Source organism: Oleiagrimonas sp. (assembly GCF_027858935.1).
In the GTDB taxonomy this organism is placed as follows: Bacteria; Pseudomonadota; Gammaproteobacteria; order Xanthomonadales; family Rhodanobacteraceae; genus Oleiagrimonas.
Map to the genome: position 1 here is coordinate 1 of NZ_JAQIBU010000071.1, position 17072 is coordinate 17072.

Here is a 17072-nt window from a genome sequence, read left to right on the forward strand (position 1 = left end):
CGTCGGGCAGCGGCAGCATGTATTCGCCCTGCAGCCAGTTCTTTCCGGTGTTGCGGAAGCGCTGGTGCACCACCACGTCGGCGATCAGACCGTCGACGCGGTAGTGGACATCGGTGTCCAGGCTGGCCGCGACATGACGCACGCCGTTGGCGTCGATCATGCGGAGTTCGCCGCTGCCGGGCGGCTGCGCACGCACGGTTGCGGTACACAGCAACAGGACCAGCGCCGCGACCGGCCACCACCACGTATGCCTGCACCGCGCTTCATGACGATCGTCGAACATGGTCGTTCTCCCCGGGGTTGACGAGGTTCCATTGCAGTGGCCATGGCGGTTGTGCCTGCGTCCGGCTGACGGCAAATCGCGGGCGGCATGTGGCGCGTTGCAGGCAGTGGCCCCGGCCCTGCCAAAAAAACCCCCTCGCGAGGAGGGGGCAACAGGAACCACCACGGAGGGGCGGGTGGTCGGGCATCCTCAGAGCGGCAGCCAGTCCGGGTCCGGATCGGTCGGTACCGCGGGTGGCGGGGTTCTCTCCGCGGCAGCCTGGCCCGAGCCTTCCACGGCAACCGGCAGGAAGTCTTCGCATGTATCGAGCAGGTTCATGGTCATGTCTCCATTCATCCGTGCAGGCCGACAAGCAGGCCCAGCAGCAGGGCGCCCACGGCCAGCATCACGCGCAATGGCTCGAAGTTGCGTTGCAGATCGGTATCGGTGGTGGGTGCGTTCATGTACTGCTCCGGTCGTTTTCCCTGGGTACCATGAAAGGCGTGCGCCGGGCGTGCGCGCAGCCCGGTCCGGGGCGGTGCGCTGACCAGATGTGGCGAAACGCGGGCAGATGCCTTTGGCGTCTTGTGCCGGTGCGCGCGGCGTTGCAGTCTGCAAGTCAACGTCAAGGACCCGAGGGAGCCCGCCATGGGACGCAGCATCGCCATCGTCGAGGACGAACCGTCCATCCGCGCCAACTACGTCGAGGCGCTGACCCGATTCGGCTACGAAGTGCGTGGCTACGCCTCGCGCAAGGCCGCATCGGATGGCTTTGCCTCGCGCCTGCCGGAACTGGTGATCATCGACATCGGCCTGGGCGACGAGCCGGAGGGCGGTTTCGACCTGTGCCGCGAGCTGCGTGCAAAGGCCGCCACACTTCCGATCATCTTCCTGACGGCGCGCGATTCGGACTTCGACGTGATCTCGGGCCTGCGCCTGGGCGCGGATGACTACCTGTCCAAGGACACCAGCTTGCACCACCTGGCCGCGCGCATCGGCGCGCTGTTCCGGCGCATCGAGGCGCTCAAGCAGCCCGCAAACAGCGAGACGGTGATCGAGCACGGCCCGTTGAAGCTCGAATCCGAGCGCATGCGCATCACCTGGAACGGCGCCGAGGTGCCGCTGACGGTGACCGAGTTTTGGATGGTGCACACGCTGGTGCGCTTTCCCGGTCACGTGAAGAACCGCGACCAGCTCATGCGCGAGGCCGAACTGGTGGTCGACGACGCCACCATCACCTCGCACATCAAGCGCATCCGCAAGAAGTTCATCGCCGTGGCTGCGGATTTTGACGCCATCGAGACCATGCATGGCGCGGGGTATCGCTGGCGCTCGTGAGCTCCAGGGCTGTCGTACGGATGACTTTGTAACCTGCCACAATATCCGCAATCCGGTACAGGATAGACCGATGACAAAGCGCTCCAGTGAAAACGTGGTCGACATCGCCCAATTGCGGCGCTCGTGCGGCGCTTGCGCATTGTCCCAGTTGTGCCTGCCTGCCACCCTGGTGCATGACGACATGCTGCGCCTGGACAAGGTTGTCAGCACGCAGCGGCCGATCGAGGCCGGTCATGAGCTGTATACCGACGGTGCGGTGTTCCACAACTTGTATGTGGTCCGTTCCGGATCCCTGAAAACGGTAAGCAACAGCGCCAACGGTACCGAGCAGGTCCTTGGCTTTCATCTCGCCGGCGACGTGGTCGGTCTGGACGCGGTGGCGAATGATCGCCACCAGTGCACGGCTATCGCGCTCGAACGCACCACGCTGTGCGAGGTTCCATTCAATGCCATCAATACCATCGCCGTGCAGATTCCCGGACTGCAGCAACAATTGTATCGACTGATCAGCCGTGAATTCGTGCGCGACCAGCAGCACCTGTCCACCATGGGGCGCAAGCAGGCGCATGAGCGCCTGGCCATATTCCTGAAAAGCCTGTCCGACCGCAGGCGCGCGCTCAAGCTCGATCCCATGCTGCTGGACCTGAGCATGTCGCGGGACGATATTGCCAATTACCTGGGCATGGTGTTCGAGACCGTCAGTCGCCTGTTCGGTCGCTTCAGGGATGATGGCCTGCTCGAAGTGAATCGGCGCAGCGTGCGCATCCTCGACTACGATGCATTGAGCCTCATCGCCGCCGGGTCGCAGGACGAGCAGACCGCGTCACAAAAAAAGGCGCGGTGAACGACGTTCAGGCAAGAATACGCAAACGGCCATTTTCCGGCCTTTGTCCCGCCTCCTGTTGCGGTCATGATGCGCATCCTCGAATCCACATTCCGTCATGACACTGCGCCGCAAACTACTGCTTGTTGCCTTGTGCACCCTTGTCCTGCCGCTGGTGGGTCTTTTGTACGTGCGCAAGATGGAATCGCTTTTGCGCAAGGGGCAGGCCCAGGCCATGGTGGCTTCAGCGCATGCGCTGGTGCGTTCGTTGCTGGTGGTGGGCGCGCCGCTGCCCACCTCCGGCGGCTGGTTCGTGCAGCATATCGATACTCCGATCACGGTCGACGGCTATGCCGATGACTGGGGTCCGCTGACACCCTGGGCACAGTCTGTCGACGATCGTGGCAGCCTCATGCTCGCGCGCAATGCGAGCGGGCTTTACCTGTTCATCAAGATCCGTGACACCACGCGTACCCGCAGCGACGCCGATGCCCCGGGTGCAATGCGCGCCGATCATGTCCTGCTAACCCTTGCACGAGACGGTGAACGTCAGCGTTATCTGGTGGCCAGTGCCGCGCCGGGTACCTTCGTCGCCCCGGCGCTGGACACAGGCGTGAGTGACTTGCCCGCGCAACTGAAGGGCACGTGGCAGGACGACGGCAGTGGCTACCGTATAGAGATGCACCTTCCCCATGCGCTTGGCCTCACCGGCCTGGGCGTCGGCGTACACGATGCCGATCCGACGGTTGCCGATGTGCCCGGCACAGTGCGCCCATTGCTGAGCTATTCGCCGTTTCTGGCTTCCGAGCTGGCGCAGCTGGCACCGGCCGGGGTGCAGGCACGACTGCTCGGTCCGAAGGCCTGGCTGCTGGCGCGCGCCGGAACCTTGCGAACCTCGGGACAGGACCGCCATCGCCCCGGCTGGCTGGCCTACACCATCTACCGCCTGCTGATCGCCGCGCCGTTCGATACCGCCGAGCCATGGACGCAGGATGCGCCACGACTGGATACACCGCAGGTGCGCAAGGCCCTGGCAGGTCAGGATGCCGTCACCTGGACCCTGGGTCAGCAGCGGGGCAGCGTGCTGCTCAGCGTGGCGGTTCCTGTCATCGATGCCAAGGGCGTACTGCGTGGTGTGCTGGTGCTGGACCAGTCCAGCCTGGCCGTACCGCTGCTGGCCAATCGCGCGCTGTTCGCGTTGCTGCTGTCCAGTCTGGGCGTTTTGCTGCTGGCCGGGCTGGTCCTTTTCGGCTTTGCCACACGGCTGAGCATGCGCCTGGGTCGCCTGCGTGATGCCGCCGAGCAGGCACAGGCCCACGAGGGGCGTTATCCGGGGCAGTTTCCGTTGCACGGCGACAGCGACGAACTTGGTGACCTTGCGCGCAGTTTTGCGCGCCTGACCCAGGCCGTGGGGGGCTATACCGAGTACCTGCGCGCCCTGGCTTCCAGACTCTCGCATGAACTCAATACCCCGCTGGCCATCGTCAAGTCATCATTGGACAATCTCGATCACGCCGGACTTCCCGAGTCGGCCCTGCCCTATCTGCAGCGCGCTCGTGACGGCGTCGCCCGCATGGGCATGCTGGTCCGCGCGATGAGCGAGGCCAGTCGCATGGAGCGCGCCATTGCCGCTGCCGAAGCCGAGGACTTCGACCTGGTCGAGGTGATGCGCGGTTGTGCCGAAGGCTACCGCACATTGGCAGGACCGCGGCGCATCAAGTTGCAGTTGCCGATGCAGCCGGTTCCCCTCCACGGTGCTCCGGAGCTGGTTGCGCAGGCGCTGGACAAGCTGTTCGCCAACGCGTTGTCATTTACTCCCGAGGACGGCTGGATCCGACTCGGATTGCACCTTGAAGGCGACGATGCGGTACTCGAGGTGGCCAATCGTGGACCGCTGCTGACGGGGGCCATGCAGGACCGGCTTTTCGATTCGCTGGTCAGCCTGCGCGAGGACAGCGGCCATGCGGACGCTCCGCACCTGGGGCTGGGATTGTATGTGGTGCGCCTGATCGCCGAACGCCATCAGGGCCGCGCCAGCGCGCGCAACCTGCGCGATGGCGAGGGCGTGGCCTTCACCTTGCACCTGCGCGGCATGCCGCGCGAACGACTGTCTTCGTAATGCGGGTTCGCCGTGACATCGGGCGCGGTGCTATCTTCGTCGGCCTGCCCCTTGCGACGATGACTTTCACGTGATTTCCCAGGACCAATTCCAGGCGCTGGTCGAGGCCGGCCACACCCGCATACCGGTGGCTCGAGAAGTGCTGTCCGATCTGGACACGCCGCTGTCGGTGTACCAGAAGCTGGCCGACGGACCCTATACATTCCTGCTCGAATCAGTCGAGGGCGGCGAGAACTGGGGCCGCTATTCGATCATCGGCCTGCCAGCGCGGCGCGTGTTCAAGCTGCGCGGGCATACCCTGGAGACCGAGGATTTCGGCGAAATCGTCGAGAACCGCGAGGTTGCCGATCCGCTGGCCGAGATCGAAACCCTGCGGCAATCCTATGATGTGCCAAAACTGCCCGACCTGCCGGCTTTCACCGGCGGACTGGTCGGCTATTTCGGTTTCGAGACCATCGGATACATCGAGCCGCGGCTGGCCAAATGGGACCGAGCCGACGAACTCGGCACTCCCGACATATTGCTGATGCTGGCCGAGGAAGTTGCGGTATTCGACAACCTCAAGGGCCGCCTGTACCTGATCGTGCATGCAGACCCGGTACAGCCGCAGGCGTATGCGCGCGCCGTGCGGCGGTTGGACCAACTGGTGTTCCGGCTTCGCAATTCCGGCTCCACCTACCCCGAAAACCATCACCCGCAGCCGCTCGACGAGGCCGACTTCAAATCCAGTTTCACCCGCGCGGACTACGAGGCCGTGGTGCGGCGTGCGCAGGAATACATTCGAGCGGGAGACATCTTCCAGGTGGTCCCCTCGCAGCGCCTGTCGGTGCCGTTTCATGCACGTCCGGTAGACGTGTATCGCGCTCTGCGTGCGCTCAATCCTTCGCCTTACATGTATTTCCTGGATCTCGGCGAGGCGCAGATCGTCGGTTCTTCCCCGGAGATCCTGGTCCGGCTCAAGGACGGCAAGGTGGTCTTGCGCCCAATTGCCGGCACCCGCCGCCGCGGCGCCGACGAGGCTGAGGACCGCGCACTTGAGGCCGAGTTGCTGGCCGATCCCAAGGAGCGCGCCGAGCACCTGATGCTGATCGACCTGGGGCGCAACGATGTCGGCCGCGTGAGTGATATCGGCACGGTCGAGCTGACCGACTCGTTCGTGATCGAGCGCTATTCGCACGTCATGCACATCGTCTCGCAGGTCGAGGGCCAGCTGCGCAAGGGCATGAGCTACATGGACGTGCTCAAGGCCGCGTTTCCCGCCGGCACCGTGTCCGGCGCGCCCAAGATCCGTGCGCTGGAGATCATCCAGGAGCTGGAACCGTTCAAGCGCAACATCTACGCCGGTGCGGTCGGCTGGATCGGCTGGTGGGGTGATGCCGATACGGCTATCGCCATCCGCACTGCGGTCATCGCCGACGGCCGGCTGCACGTGCAGGCCGGCGGCGGCGTGGTGCACGACTCCGACCCCGCCGCCGAGTGGGAGGAGACCATGAACAAGGGCCGCGCACTGTTCCGCGCCGTGGCGCAGGCGGCCGAGGGGTTGTAGTTTTCAGGTCCAACGGGAGGTGATGGTCATGCTGGTGGTCACAACGGAAAACGTGCCCGGTCGCCGGGTGCGCGAGGTCAAGGGGCAGGTGTTCGGCGTGGTGGTACGCAGCCGGGGTATCGGCGGCAACATCATGGCCGGTCTGCGTTCGCTGGCGGGCGGTGAGATCCACGAATACACCTCGCTGCTGGAAGAGGCGCGACGCCACGCACTGGACCGCCTGGTCACCAACGCTTCGGCGATGGGCGCCAACGCGGTGGTGATGATGCGCTACGACTCCTCGGAGATCGGCCAGACCATGAGCGAGATCGTCGCCTACGGCACCGCGGTGGAGCTGGAAGCGGAAAGCTGAGGCGGCCATGTTGCGCAAGACGCTGATGGTGATCGGCACGCTGTGCCTGCTGGGCGCGCTTGGCCTGATCGCGAGCGGGCAGCTCGGTGGGTTGCAGTTGCTGCTCCTGGGCGTCGTGCTGCTGGCCGGACTGGCATTCGAGACCTGGCGCTACAAGCGCGTGCAACCGGGTCGCATCGAAGCGCACTGGCAGGACACCGGCGAACGCTTCGTGGACCCGGAGACCGGGCAGACCACCGCAGTCTATTTCGACCCGCGCACGGCCGAGCGGCACTACATCGCGGTCGACCCTGCCCGGCCTTCGTGACACGCTCGCGATAATGGCCCAGTGCGGACTTGTCCGCCTTGATAGGCACCGAAAGCGGCGCACGCAGGTCCGCCCAACGCATGGCGAGCATTCTCCGCCCGGGTGCGCATTGTCGAAAGCGCTGCAGGTTGGGGTAATCATGGCGAACCCCGACAGGTGACGTGGGTGAGTCGTGCCAGTCCTGAAGCATCTTCGGGTCATGCAATGCACGCTTGCCTGGTTGCAGGTCAGGGCTGTGCGTGGTCCTTCGCCACGGCGAGTGCATGCAGTTGCGCGGTGCGCCGCGCCTTCGGCAGTGAGGCCAGCTTTTTCGCCGCCGCGAAGAAGCGCGTCCAGTCGCTCCCGCTTTGCGCGAACAGCGCGGAGAAGGCCGGCACCTGGTCGTCGTAGAGGCCGAAGGGCAGAAGGCGGGCGTTGTTGAGCGGTTTGGCCATCCAGGCATCGTAGCCGTCGTAACCGTCCCATTGCGTGTCGCGAAGCTGGCGATACCTTGCGCGAAGCTCGACGAAGGCTGCATGTTTGCGCCGCAGTTTTTGTGCATCGGGAAGAGTACCCGCATAGAGCTTCTTCAAGCGTTTCCGGGTTGCCAGCATCAGCTGCGTGAACTGTTTCTGGCGCCGGTCCGCGGTGGGGTCCGGTGGTGCTTCGTGTCGGGCCGCGTGCCACTGCCTGAGCCCCTCACGCTGCACGAAGGTGGCGAAGGATTCGTTGAATGTGGTGTCGCCCTTCAGGTACAGCTTCTGGTGTGCCAGCTCGTGGAAGATGGTGCCGACCAGTTCGTCGTCGCTCCAGCGGTCCATGCTCGAAAGGACAGGGTCGGCGAAGTGGCCCAGGGTGGAGTAGGCCGGCACGCCCTCGACGTCGACGTCGTCGCCCGCCCTGTGCAGTTTGGCTGCGGCGGTTTCGGCACGGTGTTTTTCATAGAAACCCTGGTAGGCCACGCAGCCGGCGATCGGGAAACAGTGTTCGACTGGCTTCAGCGACAGCGCCGGCGTGGCGAACACGTTGTACATGACGAACGGACGGCCAATGTCGGCATACAGCGTGTAGCTGCGGTTGCGCGGCAGGTCCAGGTGGTCGGAGGCAAAGGCGCGCGCGCGCAGGGCCAGGCGCAGGCGGGCCTTGAGCGCAGGCGACGCATGCGGGTCCGCGAGCACCGTGCGGATCGGCTTGCGCTTGAGCAGCAGACGCGTCTCGCCGGTGGCCAGGTGCAGGTAGTAGCAGCCGCCGAGGGCCAGGGTGCACAGCAGGATCAGGCTGCCTCGGATCAAGGTTCGCATCACCGCATTGTGCGTCATGTAGCCTCCCCGGGGCGAGCAGGCTCCATGCACCGTTTTGCTGCGCTACCATAGCGGCATGCAGCGCCAGGCCTCCAGCGAGTGAACGACAGCCGCGCCCGGATCGCCGTGGTCGGCGCCGGCAGCGTCGGCTGCTTCATCGGTGGACATCTGGGTGAACACGCCGACGTGTGCCTGATCGGGCGCGAGCGCGTGCGCCGGCTGATTGCGGACCACGGCATGCTGTTGACCGACCTGGACGGCGGCCGCCTGCAGCTGGACGAGCGCAAGGTCCGCTTCGACACCGGGATGCAGGCCTTGGGCGATACCTCGCTGGTGCTGGTGACAGTGAAGTCCGGCGATACCGCTGCCGCCGCCCGGCAGATGGCTTCGCGGATCGCTCCCGGAGCGGTGGTGGTCAGCTTCCAGAACGGCTTGCGCAACGTGCCCACCCTGCGCGAACACCTGCCGCATCACATCGTGCTGGCCGGGATGGTGCCGTTCAACGTGCTGCATCTGGGCCATGGACGGCTGCATCGCGCCTCGTCCGGCACGCTGATGGTCGGGCGCGACGAAAAGCTGCGGCCCTTCGAACCCGTGTTCCGTGCGGCCGGTCTTGCGCTGGAGCTGCGTGACGACATGCGCGAGGTGCAGTGGGGCAAGTTGTTGCTGAACCTCAACAACCCGATCAACGCGCTTTCCGACTTGCCGCTGCGCGATCAGCTGGCACTGCGTCCCTATCGCCGCTGTCTGGCGCGGGTGCAGCGCGAGGCCCTCAGGGCCATGGATGCGGCGGGCATCCGGCCGGCCCGGGTCACGCCGCTGCCGGCGCGCTGGATGCCGTGGTTGCTGGAAGCACCGGACCTGGTGTTCCGCATGCTCGCCCGGCGCATGCTGGCGATCGATCCGCTGGCGCGGTCCTCGACCTGGGAGGACATGGCCGCGGGCCGGTCCACCGAGATCGACGACCTCAACGGCGAGGTGGTACGCCTGGCCAAAGCGCAGGGCCTGACGGCTCCGGCCAACGCGCGTCTGATCGAATTGGTGCGCGCCGCCGAGAAGGGCGACCGCCGTGTATGGCACCGCATGGAGTTGTGGAACGCGTTGCGTGAAGCGGGCCGATAGTGCCGCGGCAGGGTCCGGATTCGCCCGGTCGACCATGGCGAACCGGGTGCGAGGCGCAGGATTGGAATCCGTTGTCCCGATACGCTGCGATGCATCACCGCAGCTTCACCAGTAGCGGCGCGAGCCGGATGCGGTCACGCTGTCCGGTCGTGCCCTGCGCTAGCTGCATGCGAGGCCGCGTCGCGAAAGTCCTCTTCGGTGAAATCGCACAGATCGGCGATGTGCTCGATGCACAGGTCGGGTGCGGGCTCGTCTGTGGTGCGTTCATACGCGTTCGCGTAATGCCCCTGGCGGATGAAAACCGTGGTCAGATGCTGGCCAAGCACCCGCTTTGAGGCCGACAGAAGTCGCGGCTTGTCGTCGATCATCACATAGTGCGCAGCGGGGAAGCGACGCTGTATGGCTTCCAGCTCGCGTTCCTTGTGGACGCAGATCATGACTTCCCCCGCGACCGCATCCCACAGGCCCGAGCGCTGAATCTTGCGCGGCTGGAACACGATGTCGCCATCCGAGAGCAACGCCGTGCGACCGATCGTGCGCAGGTGCTCGAGTGCCTTGAGCGCGCCCGGATAGATTCGCTTGGTGAATGGATACTCAAGCAGGAATGCCGACATCTTCAGCAGCGCCTGTTCCTTTTCGCATGCTTCGCGAAAGGTTTGCAGGGCGCCCAGGTAATCGGCATAGCCATGCACCTCGAAACGGTGCTTGTAGATCGACCAGTATCGTTCGCGCTCCTCGGCGCCGAAGGCATGATCGAGCTGTGCAGTGAGGTCGTCAGCATAGCGGTCGTTGTCGAGCAAGGTGTTGTCCACATCGACCAGGAAAATCAGATGATCGGATGTCGCCATGTTGTGGTTTCCTGTGTGGTCCGGTTTGGTATCGTCGCCACGAACCATCGCGACAGCGTTGCCGATCAGGTGCATGATCGTTTGATCCATGCGCCGCACCGGCGTGATCATCCGCAAAGGAGGCGCCCGTGATGAGCACCACTATAAGCGCGCTGGCCGGCAAGCCGCCCCCGGCCTCGCGACTGGTGGACGTTTCCCGTCTGCTGGCCGCCTACAGCGATCTTCAGCCCGATCCTTCGGTGCCTGCGCAACGCGTCGCATTCGGCACCTCGGGCCACCGTGGTACCTCGTTCGACCGCAGTTTCAATGCCTGGCACATCCTGGCCATGAGTCAGGCCATTTGCGAGTACCGCAAGGCGCGGGGCATCGATGGTCCATTGTACCTGGGCTTCGATACCCACGCGCTGTCGCGGCCGGCTTTCGAGAACGCACTGGAGGTCCTGGCCGCCAACGGGGTGCAGACATTGATCGCCCGTGCGGACGAGTTCACGCCGACGCCGGCCATCTCGCACGCGGTCCTGGTTCACAACAAGGGACGCAGCACCGGACTGGCCGACGGCATCGTGATCACACCCTCGCACAACCCGCCCGACAACGGTGGCTTCAAGTACAACACGCCGAACGGAGGGCCGGCCGACAACGATGTCACGCACTGGATCGAGGATCGCGCCAATGCGCTGCTGGATGACGGTCTCAGGAATGTGCGGCGCATGCCCCTGGCGCAAGCGCGCAAGGCCGGGAGCACGCACATGCATGATTTTCTTGAACGCTATGTGGCCGATCTCTCGCAGGTCGTCGATTTCGATCTGATCCGAAGCGCCGGCATTCGCATGGGTGTGGACCCGATGGGTGGTGCCGGCGTGCACTACTGGGGACCGATTGCCGAACGCTACCGGCTCGATCTCACCGTGGTCAGCGAAGTCGTCGACCCTCAGTTCGCCTTCATGAGCGTGGACTGGGACGGCAATATCCGCATGGATCCGTCCTCGAAGTATGCGATGCAACGCTTGATCGGTCTCAAGGACCGTTTCGACATCGCGTTTGCGTGCGATACCGACCATGATCGTCACGGCATCGTCACCTGCAGTGGTGGCCTGATGAGCCCGAATCATTACCTGTCGGTGTTGATCGACGAGCTGTTTCGGAATCGTCCGGAGTGGGGACCTCGGGCCGCGATCGGCAAGACCGTGGTCAGCACGGCGTTGATCGACCGTGTAGCAAAGCGGCTGGGACGTGAATTGTACGAAGTACCGGCCAGCTTCAAATGGTTTTCCAAAGGCCTGTTCGACGGCTCGCTGGGATTCGGTTGCGAGGAAAGCGCCGGCGCCGCGCTGCTGCGCCGCGACGGCAGCGTGTGGACCACGGACAAGGATGGTCTGGCGCCGGCCTTTTTGGCGGCCGAGATCACCGCGCGTGAGGGCCGGGATCCGTCCGAGCTGTATACGCGGCTGACCGCCGATCTGGGCCAGCCCTTCAACGACCGCATCGAGGCCGCCGCCACACCGGCACAGAAGGCCAGACTGGCCGCATTGGCACCCGATCAGTTGCACAGCAAGCGTCTGGCGGGCGAGCCGATCAAGCAGGCCCTGGACAAGGCGCCGGGCAACGGCGCTTCGATGGGTGGGATCAAGGTGGTTGCCGAAAGTGGCTGGTTCGCCGCGCGGCCTTCCGGCACGGAAGACATCTACAAGATCTACGCCGAGAGCTTCAAGGATGAAGCCCACCTGCAGGCGATTCTGGGCGAAGCCCAGGCTATCGTGGATCAAGCGCTTTGAAGACCCTTCGAACGGAAAGTCTGCGCAGCCGATATGTCCACAGAAAGCTCACGGTGCGTGCCCGGGCTTGCTTTCACGCCATCCAGGCATGACCGATGAACCACCGTGCAATGACCTGCGCAACTGTGGGGATACGGCGTCGCTACGTACGTTAGCGTACCGAAACAAGAGGGCCCGCGCGCCTATCGTGTGAAAGGCGTCGCCGACGCACGAGCATCCCCGAGTTGATCCCGATGACCTCATTGCTGAGTGGTGTGTTTTTTGTCGTGGGTGGGCTCGCCGAGGTGGGGTTGAACCTGTACGTGTCGATCGCGCGCATGGTGTTGGCTGTCCTCATCGAGCTGTTGCTGAAGATGGTCAATGTCTGGCAGAAGTTCGTGATCTTCGGGATGGGCAAGCTGCAAAGCGTGAGGGATTCGGGATGGTTCGCCATCTTCCCGCTGCCCTTACAGGGGGCGAAAGCATGATGCATCCCGGATTGGCAATGCTGGTGTTGGCGCAGGCATCCATGGACGCGCCCGGGAAACAGGCGGCCGTTCCGGGACGGGTTGCATTTGACGCATGTGCACGAGGTTCCGGGTGAGTGAGATTCCCGCGATGCTGACCAAGCCGCTTGCACCGCTCCTGTTGCAGCGCATGGACGCCTACTGGCGCGCGGCCAACTACCTTTCGGTCGGCCAGATTTATCTCTACGACAACCCTTTGCTCAAGGAGCCGCTGAAGCTCGCCCACGTCAAGCCACTGGTCGTGGGTCATTGGGGCACCACGCCGGGACAGAATTTCATCTATGTCCACCTGAACCGGGTCATCAAGAGCTATGACCTGGACATGTTCTATGTCGCCGGTCCCGGCCATGGTGGTCCGGCGCTGGTCGCCCATGTCTACCTGGAAGGCACCTGGAGCGAGGTGTATCCGGACATTACCCTGGACTCTGCCGGACTGAAAAAGCTGTTCACGCAGTTTTCCTGGCCGGGCGGCATTTCCAGCCATGTGGCGCCGACCACGCCCGGATCGATTCATGAAGGCGGCGAGCTGGGCTACTCGCTCAGTCACGCCTTCGGCGCGGCGTTCGACAATCCCGGCCTGATCGTGGCCTGCGTGGTCGGTGACGGGGAAGCGGAAACCGGTCCACTGGCCACGGCCTGGCATTCCAACAAGATGCTCGACCCGGCGACGGACGGCGTGGTGCTTCCGATCCTGCATCTGAATGGCTACAAGATCAGCAACCCGACCATGCTGGCGCGCATCGAGCACGACGAGCTGGAAGCGTTTTTCCACGGTTGCGGCTGGACCCCCTATTTTGTCGAGGGCGACGATCCCGAGACCATGCATGCGCTGATGGCCGGAACGCTGGACACGGTGATCCAGGAGATCCGGGCCATACAGCAACATGCGCGTGATACGCACGATGCCCCCCGGCCGCGCTGGCCGATGATCGTGCTGCGCTCGCCCAAGGGATGGACGGGGCCGAAAGTCGTCGATGGCCTTCAGATCGAAGGCACGTTCCGGTCGCACCAGGTTCCGCTGCTGGTCAATGCCGAACATCCCGAACACGTCGAACAACTCGAGGCATGGATGCAAAGCTATCGTCCCGAGGAACTGTTCGATGAAAACGGTCGCCTGATGCCGGAACTGGCCGAACTGGCGCCCCGGGGCGCGCGTCGCATGGGTGCCAATCCGCATACCAACGGCGGACTGTTGCTGCGCGACCTGCGCATGCCCGACTTCAGGGACCATGCCCTGGAGATCCACCGGCCCGGCGCGATCCAGGCGCAGGACACACGTGTGCTGGGCCAGTTCCTGCGCGACGTGGTCAAGCTGAACCAGGGTCAGCGCCATTTCCGCATTTTCGGCCCGGATGAAACGCTGTCCAATCTGCTCGGCGCGGTGTTCGACGTCACCGACCGCCAGTGGGATGCACGACTCCAGAGCAATGACGAATTTCTTGCTCCGACCGGGCGCGTGCTCGACTCCATGCTCAGCGAACACCAGTGTGAGGGCTGGCTGGAAGGCTATCTGCTGACCGGACGGCACGGACTGTTCAACAGTTACGAGGCCTTCATCCGCATTGTCGACTCCATGTTCAGCCAGCATGCCAAGTGGCTGAAGGTGACCCGCGAGCTGCCGTGGCGACGCCCCATTGCCTCGCTCAATTACCTGCTCGCCTCGCACGTATGGCAGCAGGACCACAACGGCTTCACCCATCAGGACCCGGGTTTTCTCGATCATGTGATCAACAAGAAGGCCGACATCGTGCGCGTGTACCTGCCGCCCGATGCCAACTGCCTGCTGTCGGTCTTCGATCACTGCCTGCGCAGCCGCAACTACGTGAACGTGGTGGTGGCGGGCAAACACGCCTTGCCGCAATGGCTGACCATGCAGCAGGCCGTGGTGCATTGCACCCAGGGCATCGGCATCTGGTCCTGGGCCAGCAACGACCAGGACAGCGAGCCGGACGTGGTGATGGCCTGCTGCGGAGACACGCCCACGCTGGAGGTGCTGGCGGCCGTATCCATCCTGCGCGCGCACCTCCCGGAATTGAAGATCCGGGTGATCAACGTCGTTGATCTGATGAAATTGCAGTCCGAGTCCGAGCATCCGCACGGCCTGAACGACTATGACTATGACGCGCTGTTCACCACCGACAAGCACATCATTTTCGCCTTCCACGGTTATCCCTGGCTGGTCCATCGGCTGACCTATCGCCGGCACAACCGCAATCTGCATGTGCGTGGTTACAAGGAGGAAGGCACCATCACCACCCCCTTCGACATGCGCGTGCAGAATGATCTGGACCGCTTCCACCTGGTGCAGGATGTGATCGATCGCCTGCCGCAACTGGCCTCCAGGGGCGCGTATCTGAAGCAGCAGATGCGCGACACGTTGATCGAACACAAGCATTACATTGATCGTCACGGACAGGACATGCCTCAGGTACGTGACTGGCAGTGGCGGACTCCTACATGAACGCAGCGGCGGGTCCGGCGGTAGGCGACATGCCCGCCCCTGAAGCAAGTGGTGATCTGAAGACCCTGCCGCTGCCGGCACTGGAGAAAAAACTGCAGTCCTCGCCGGACGGCCTGACCCAGGCCGAGGCGGACAAGCGCCAGAGCCAGTACGGACCCAACGAGATCGCGGAAAAAAAGACCAACCCTGTCCTGAAATTCCTCGGTTATTTCTGGGGGCCGATCCCCTGGATGATCGAGGTCGCGGTGATCCTCTCGGGCGTGGTTCGACATTGGCCGGATTTCTTCATCATCCTGGTGTTGCTGCTGGCCAACGCCACGGTGGGCTTCTGGGAAGAGCGCCAGGCCGGCAATGCGATCGACGCACTCAAGGCGCGGCTGGCGATCAAGGCGCGCGTCAGGCGCGACGGCAAGTGGGTGACGCCGGCCGCGCGTGAGCTGGTACCGGGGGATGTCATCCGCCTGCGGCTGGGCGATGTCGTGCCGGCCGATGCCCGTCTGCTGGACGGCGACCCGGTGGAGGTCGATCAGTCGGCGCTGACCGGCGAGTCGCTGCCAGCCAAACGCAAGGTCGGTGATGCGGTGTTTTCCGGATCCATCATTCGCCAGGGCGAAGCCGGAGCAATGGTCTACGCCACCGGGACCGGGACCTACTTCGGCAAGACCGCACAACTGGTGCAGGGCGCGCACACCAGCAGCCATTTCCAGAAGGCGGTGCTGAAGATCGGCAACTACCTGATCGTGCTGGCCGTGGCGCTGGTGGCGGTGATCATCGGCGTGGCGATCTTTCGCGGCGATGCGATCCTCACCACCGTGCAGTTCGCCTTGGTGTTGACGGTGGCGGCGATTCCGGTGGCGATGCCGACGGTGCTCTCGGTGACCATGGCCGTCGGCGCGCGTCTGCTGTCGAAGAAGCAGGCGATCGTCAGCAAGCTGGTGGCCATAGAGGAACTGGCCGGGGTCGACGTGCTGTGTGCCGACAAGACCGGCACGCTGACCCAGAACAAGCTGACGCTGGGCGATCCCTTTGCGGTCCAGGGCGTCGATCCGGCGCAGGTGATCCTCAGCGCCGCGCTGTGCTCGCGCGCCGACAACAAGGACGCCATCGACCTGGCCGTGCTCGGAGGCGTCAAGGACGCGGCGGCGCTGAAGTCGTTCCAGGTGCTGCATTTCCAGCCCTTCGATCCGGTTCACAAACGAACCGAGGCCACGGTCAAGGGCAAGGACGGCAAGACGTTCAAGGTGACCAAGGGTGCGCCGCAAGTGATCCTGGAGCTGGCCGGGAATGTGGCGCAGATCAAGCCGGCGGCCGACAAGGCCGTCGACGCGTTCGCCCGGCGCGGGTTCCGCTCGCTGGGCGTGGCCCGCGCCGATGCTGAAGGCGACTGGCAGTTCCTGGGCGTGCTGCCGCTGTTCGATCCGCCGCGCGAGGATGCCAGGACCACCATCGATGCCGCCCGCGCCATGGGCGTGAAGATCAAGATGGTCACCGGCGACGCACTGGCCATCGCCGTGGAGACCGCGAAGAAACTTGGCCTGGGCGCCAACATCCTGGATGCCAGCGGTCTGGGTGATGTCAAGAAGAAGGAGACTGACGCGATGGGCGAGGCCATCGAGAATGCCGACGGCTTTGCCCAGGTGTTCCCCGAGCACAAGTTCCATATTGTCGACGTACTGCAGCAGCGCGGACACATCGTCGGCATGACCGGTGACGGGGTGAACGACGCACCGGCGCTGAAAAAGGCCGACTGCGGCATCGCCGTGTCCGGCGCCACCGACGCGGCCAACGCGGCGGCGTCCATCGTGCTGACCACGCCCGGCCTGTCGGTGATCATCGACGCGATCAAGGAGAGCCGCAAGATCTTCCAGCGCATGAACAGCTATGCGATCTATCGCATCGCCGAAACCCTGCGCGTGTTGCTGTTCATGACGCTGGCGATCCTGGTGTTCAACTTCTATCCGCTGACCGCGGTGATGATCGTGATGCTGGCGCTGCTCAACGACGGCGCCATCTTGTCGATCGCCTACGACAACGTCCGCTACAAGCGCCAGCCGGAAGCCTGGAACATGCGCCTGGTGCTGGGTATTGCCACGGTGCTGGGTCTAGTCGGGCCGATCGCCGCATTCGGCCTGTTCTTCCTTGGGGACCGTATTTTTCATCTGGATCACGCGCATCTGCAGCCGATGATGTACTTGATGCTGTCAGTTGCCGGTCATCTGACGATCTTCCAGACGCGCACGCGCGGGCCATTCTGGTCGATCCGTCCGGCGCGCGTGTTGTGGATGGCGGTGCTCGGTACCCAGATCTTGGCAACGTTGATCGCCGTCTATGGG

15 protein-coding genes are annotated in these 17072 nt (G+C 64.1%); 11 read left to right on the forward strand and 4 right to left on the reverse strand.

The window, feature by feature from the left end; genetic code table 11:
- Both PF446_RS02705 and PF446_RS02710 read right to left on the reverse strand, forming a co-directional pair.
- A partial coding sequence (locus PF446_RS02705) for a hypothetical protein (RefSeq protein WP_298069450.1) occupies positions 1-283 on the reverse strand: 283 nt, incomplete at its 3' end.
- Positions 284-472: 189 nt separating this feature from the next.
- On the reverse strand, positions 473-607 hold the full coding sequence (locus PF446_RS02710; protein ID WP_298069452.1) for a hypothetical protein: 135 nt from the start codon (positions 605-607) through the stop codon (positions 473-475).
- Between the two features lie 303 nt (positions 608-910).
- Here PF446_RS02710 and pdsR point away from each other — a divergent pair, with 303 nt between their 5' ends.
- From pdsR to PF446_RS02740, 6 genes are all read left to right on the forward strand, one after another.
- Complete coding sequence (gene pdsR, locus PF446_RS02715; protein WP_298069454.1) at positions 911-1600, forward strand: proteobacterial dedicated sortase system response regulator; 690 nt, start codon at positions 911-913, stop codon at positions 1598-1600.
- A 70-nt stretch (positions 1601-1670) separates the two neighbouring features.
- Positions 1671-2444: a helix-turn-helix domain-containing protein gene (locus PF446_RS02720; RefSeq protein ID WP_298069456.1), complete on the forward strand. Its 774-nt coding sequence runs from the start codon at positions 1671-1673 to the stop codon at positions 2442-2444.
- A gap of 97 nt (positions 2445-2541) precedes the next feature.
- Positions 2542-4542 (forward strand): ATP-binding protein, encoded by a 2001-nt coding sequence (locus PF446_RS02725; RefSeq protein ID WP_298069458.1) that lies wholly within the window; start codon positions 2542-2544, stop codon positions 4540-4542.
- A 70-nt stretch (positions 4543-4612) separates the two neighbouring features.
- A complete protein-coding gene (gene trpE / locus PF446_RS02730; protein ID WP_298069460.1) occupies positions 4613-6088 on the forward strand; it encodes an anthranilate synthase component I in 1476 nt (491 codons plus the stop codon).
- Between the two features lie 28 nt (positions 6089-6116).
- Positions 6117-6440 (forward strand): YbjQ family protein, encoded by a 324-nt coding sequence (locus tag PF446_RS02735; RefSeq protein WP_298069462.1) that lies wholly within the window; start codon positions 6117-6119, stop codon positions 6438-6440.
- A gap of 7 nt (positions 6441-6447) precedes the next feature.
- Positions 6448-6747, forward strand: coding sequence for a hypothetical protein (locus PF446_RS02740; protein ID WP_298069464.1), 300 nt, complete (start codon positions 6448-6450; stop codon positions 6745-6747).
- A gap of 227 nt (positions 6748-6974) precedes the next feature.
- On the opposite strand, the gene PF446_RS02745 is transcribed toward PF446_RS02740, so the two are convergent.
- Complete coding sequence (locus PF446_RS02745) at positions 6975-8045, reverse strand: aminopeptidase (RefSeq protein ID WP_298069466.1); 1071 nt, start codon at positions 8043-8045, stop codon at positions 6975-6977.
- Positions 8046-8126: 81 nt separating this feature from the next.
- Here PF446_RS02745 and PF446_RS02750 point away from each other — a divergent pair, with 81 nt between their 5' ends.
- Positions 8127-9149, forward strand: a complete 1023-nt coding sequence (locus tag PF446_RS02750; RefSeq protein ID WP_298069468.1) for a 2-dehydropantoate 2-reductase — start codon at positions 8127-8129, stop codon at positions 9147-9149.
- Positions 9150-9283: 134 nt separating this feature from the next.
- Here the strand turns inward: PF446_RS02750 and PF446_RS02755 are convergent, their stop codons facing one another.
- The gene (locus PF446_RS02755) at positions 9284-10087 is read right to left on the reverse strand and encodes an HAD family hydrolase (protein ID WP_298069470.1); all 804 of its coding nucleotides are present in this window, start codon (positions 10085-10087) and stop codon (positions 9284-9286) included.
- Positions 10088-10128: 41 nt separating this feature from the next.
- On the opposite strand from PF446_RS02755, the gene pgm reads away from it, so the two are divergent.
- The 4 genes from pgm to PF446_RS02775 form a co-directional block, all read left to right on the forward strand.
- Entirely contained in the window at positions 10129-11772 is a 1644-nt protein-coding gene (pgm, locus tag PF446_RS02760; RefSeq protein WP_298069472.1) for a phosphoglucomutase (alpha-D-glucose-1,6-bisphosphate-dependent), read from the forward strand.
- A gap of 233 nt (positions 11773-12005) precedes the next feature.
- Positions 12006-12239 (forward strand): hypothetical protein, encoded by a 234-nt coding sequence (locus tag PF446_RS02765; protein ID WP_298069473.1) that lies wholly within the window; start codon positions 12006-12008, stop codon positions 12237-12239.
- 130 nt (positions 12240-12369) lie between these two features.
- Positions 12370-14739: a phosphoketolase family protein gene (locus tag PF446_RS02770; protein WP_298069477.1), complete on the forward strand. Its 2370-nt coding sequence runs from the start codon at positions 12370-12372 to the stop codon at positions 14737-14739.
- Positions 14736-17072 (forward strand): plasma-membrane proton-efflux P-type ATPase (locus tag PF446_RS02775; RefSeq protein ID WP_298069475.1); only part of this gene is annotated, 2337 nt, incomplete at its 3' end. The genes PF446_RS02770 and PF446_RS02775, both read left to right, overlap by 4 nt.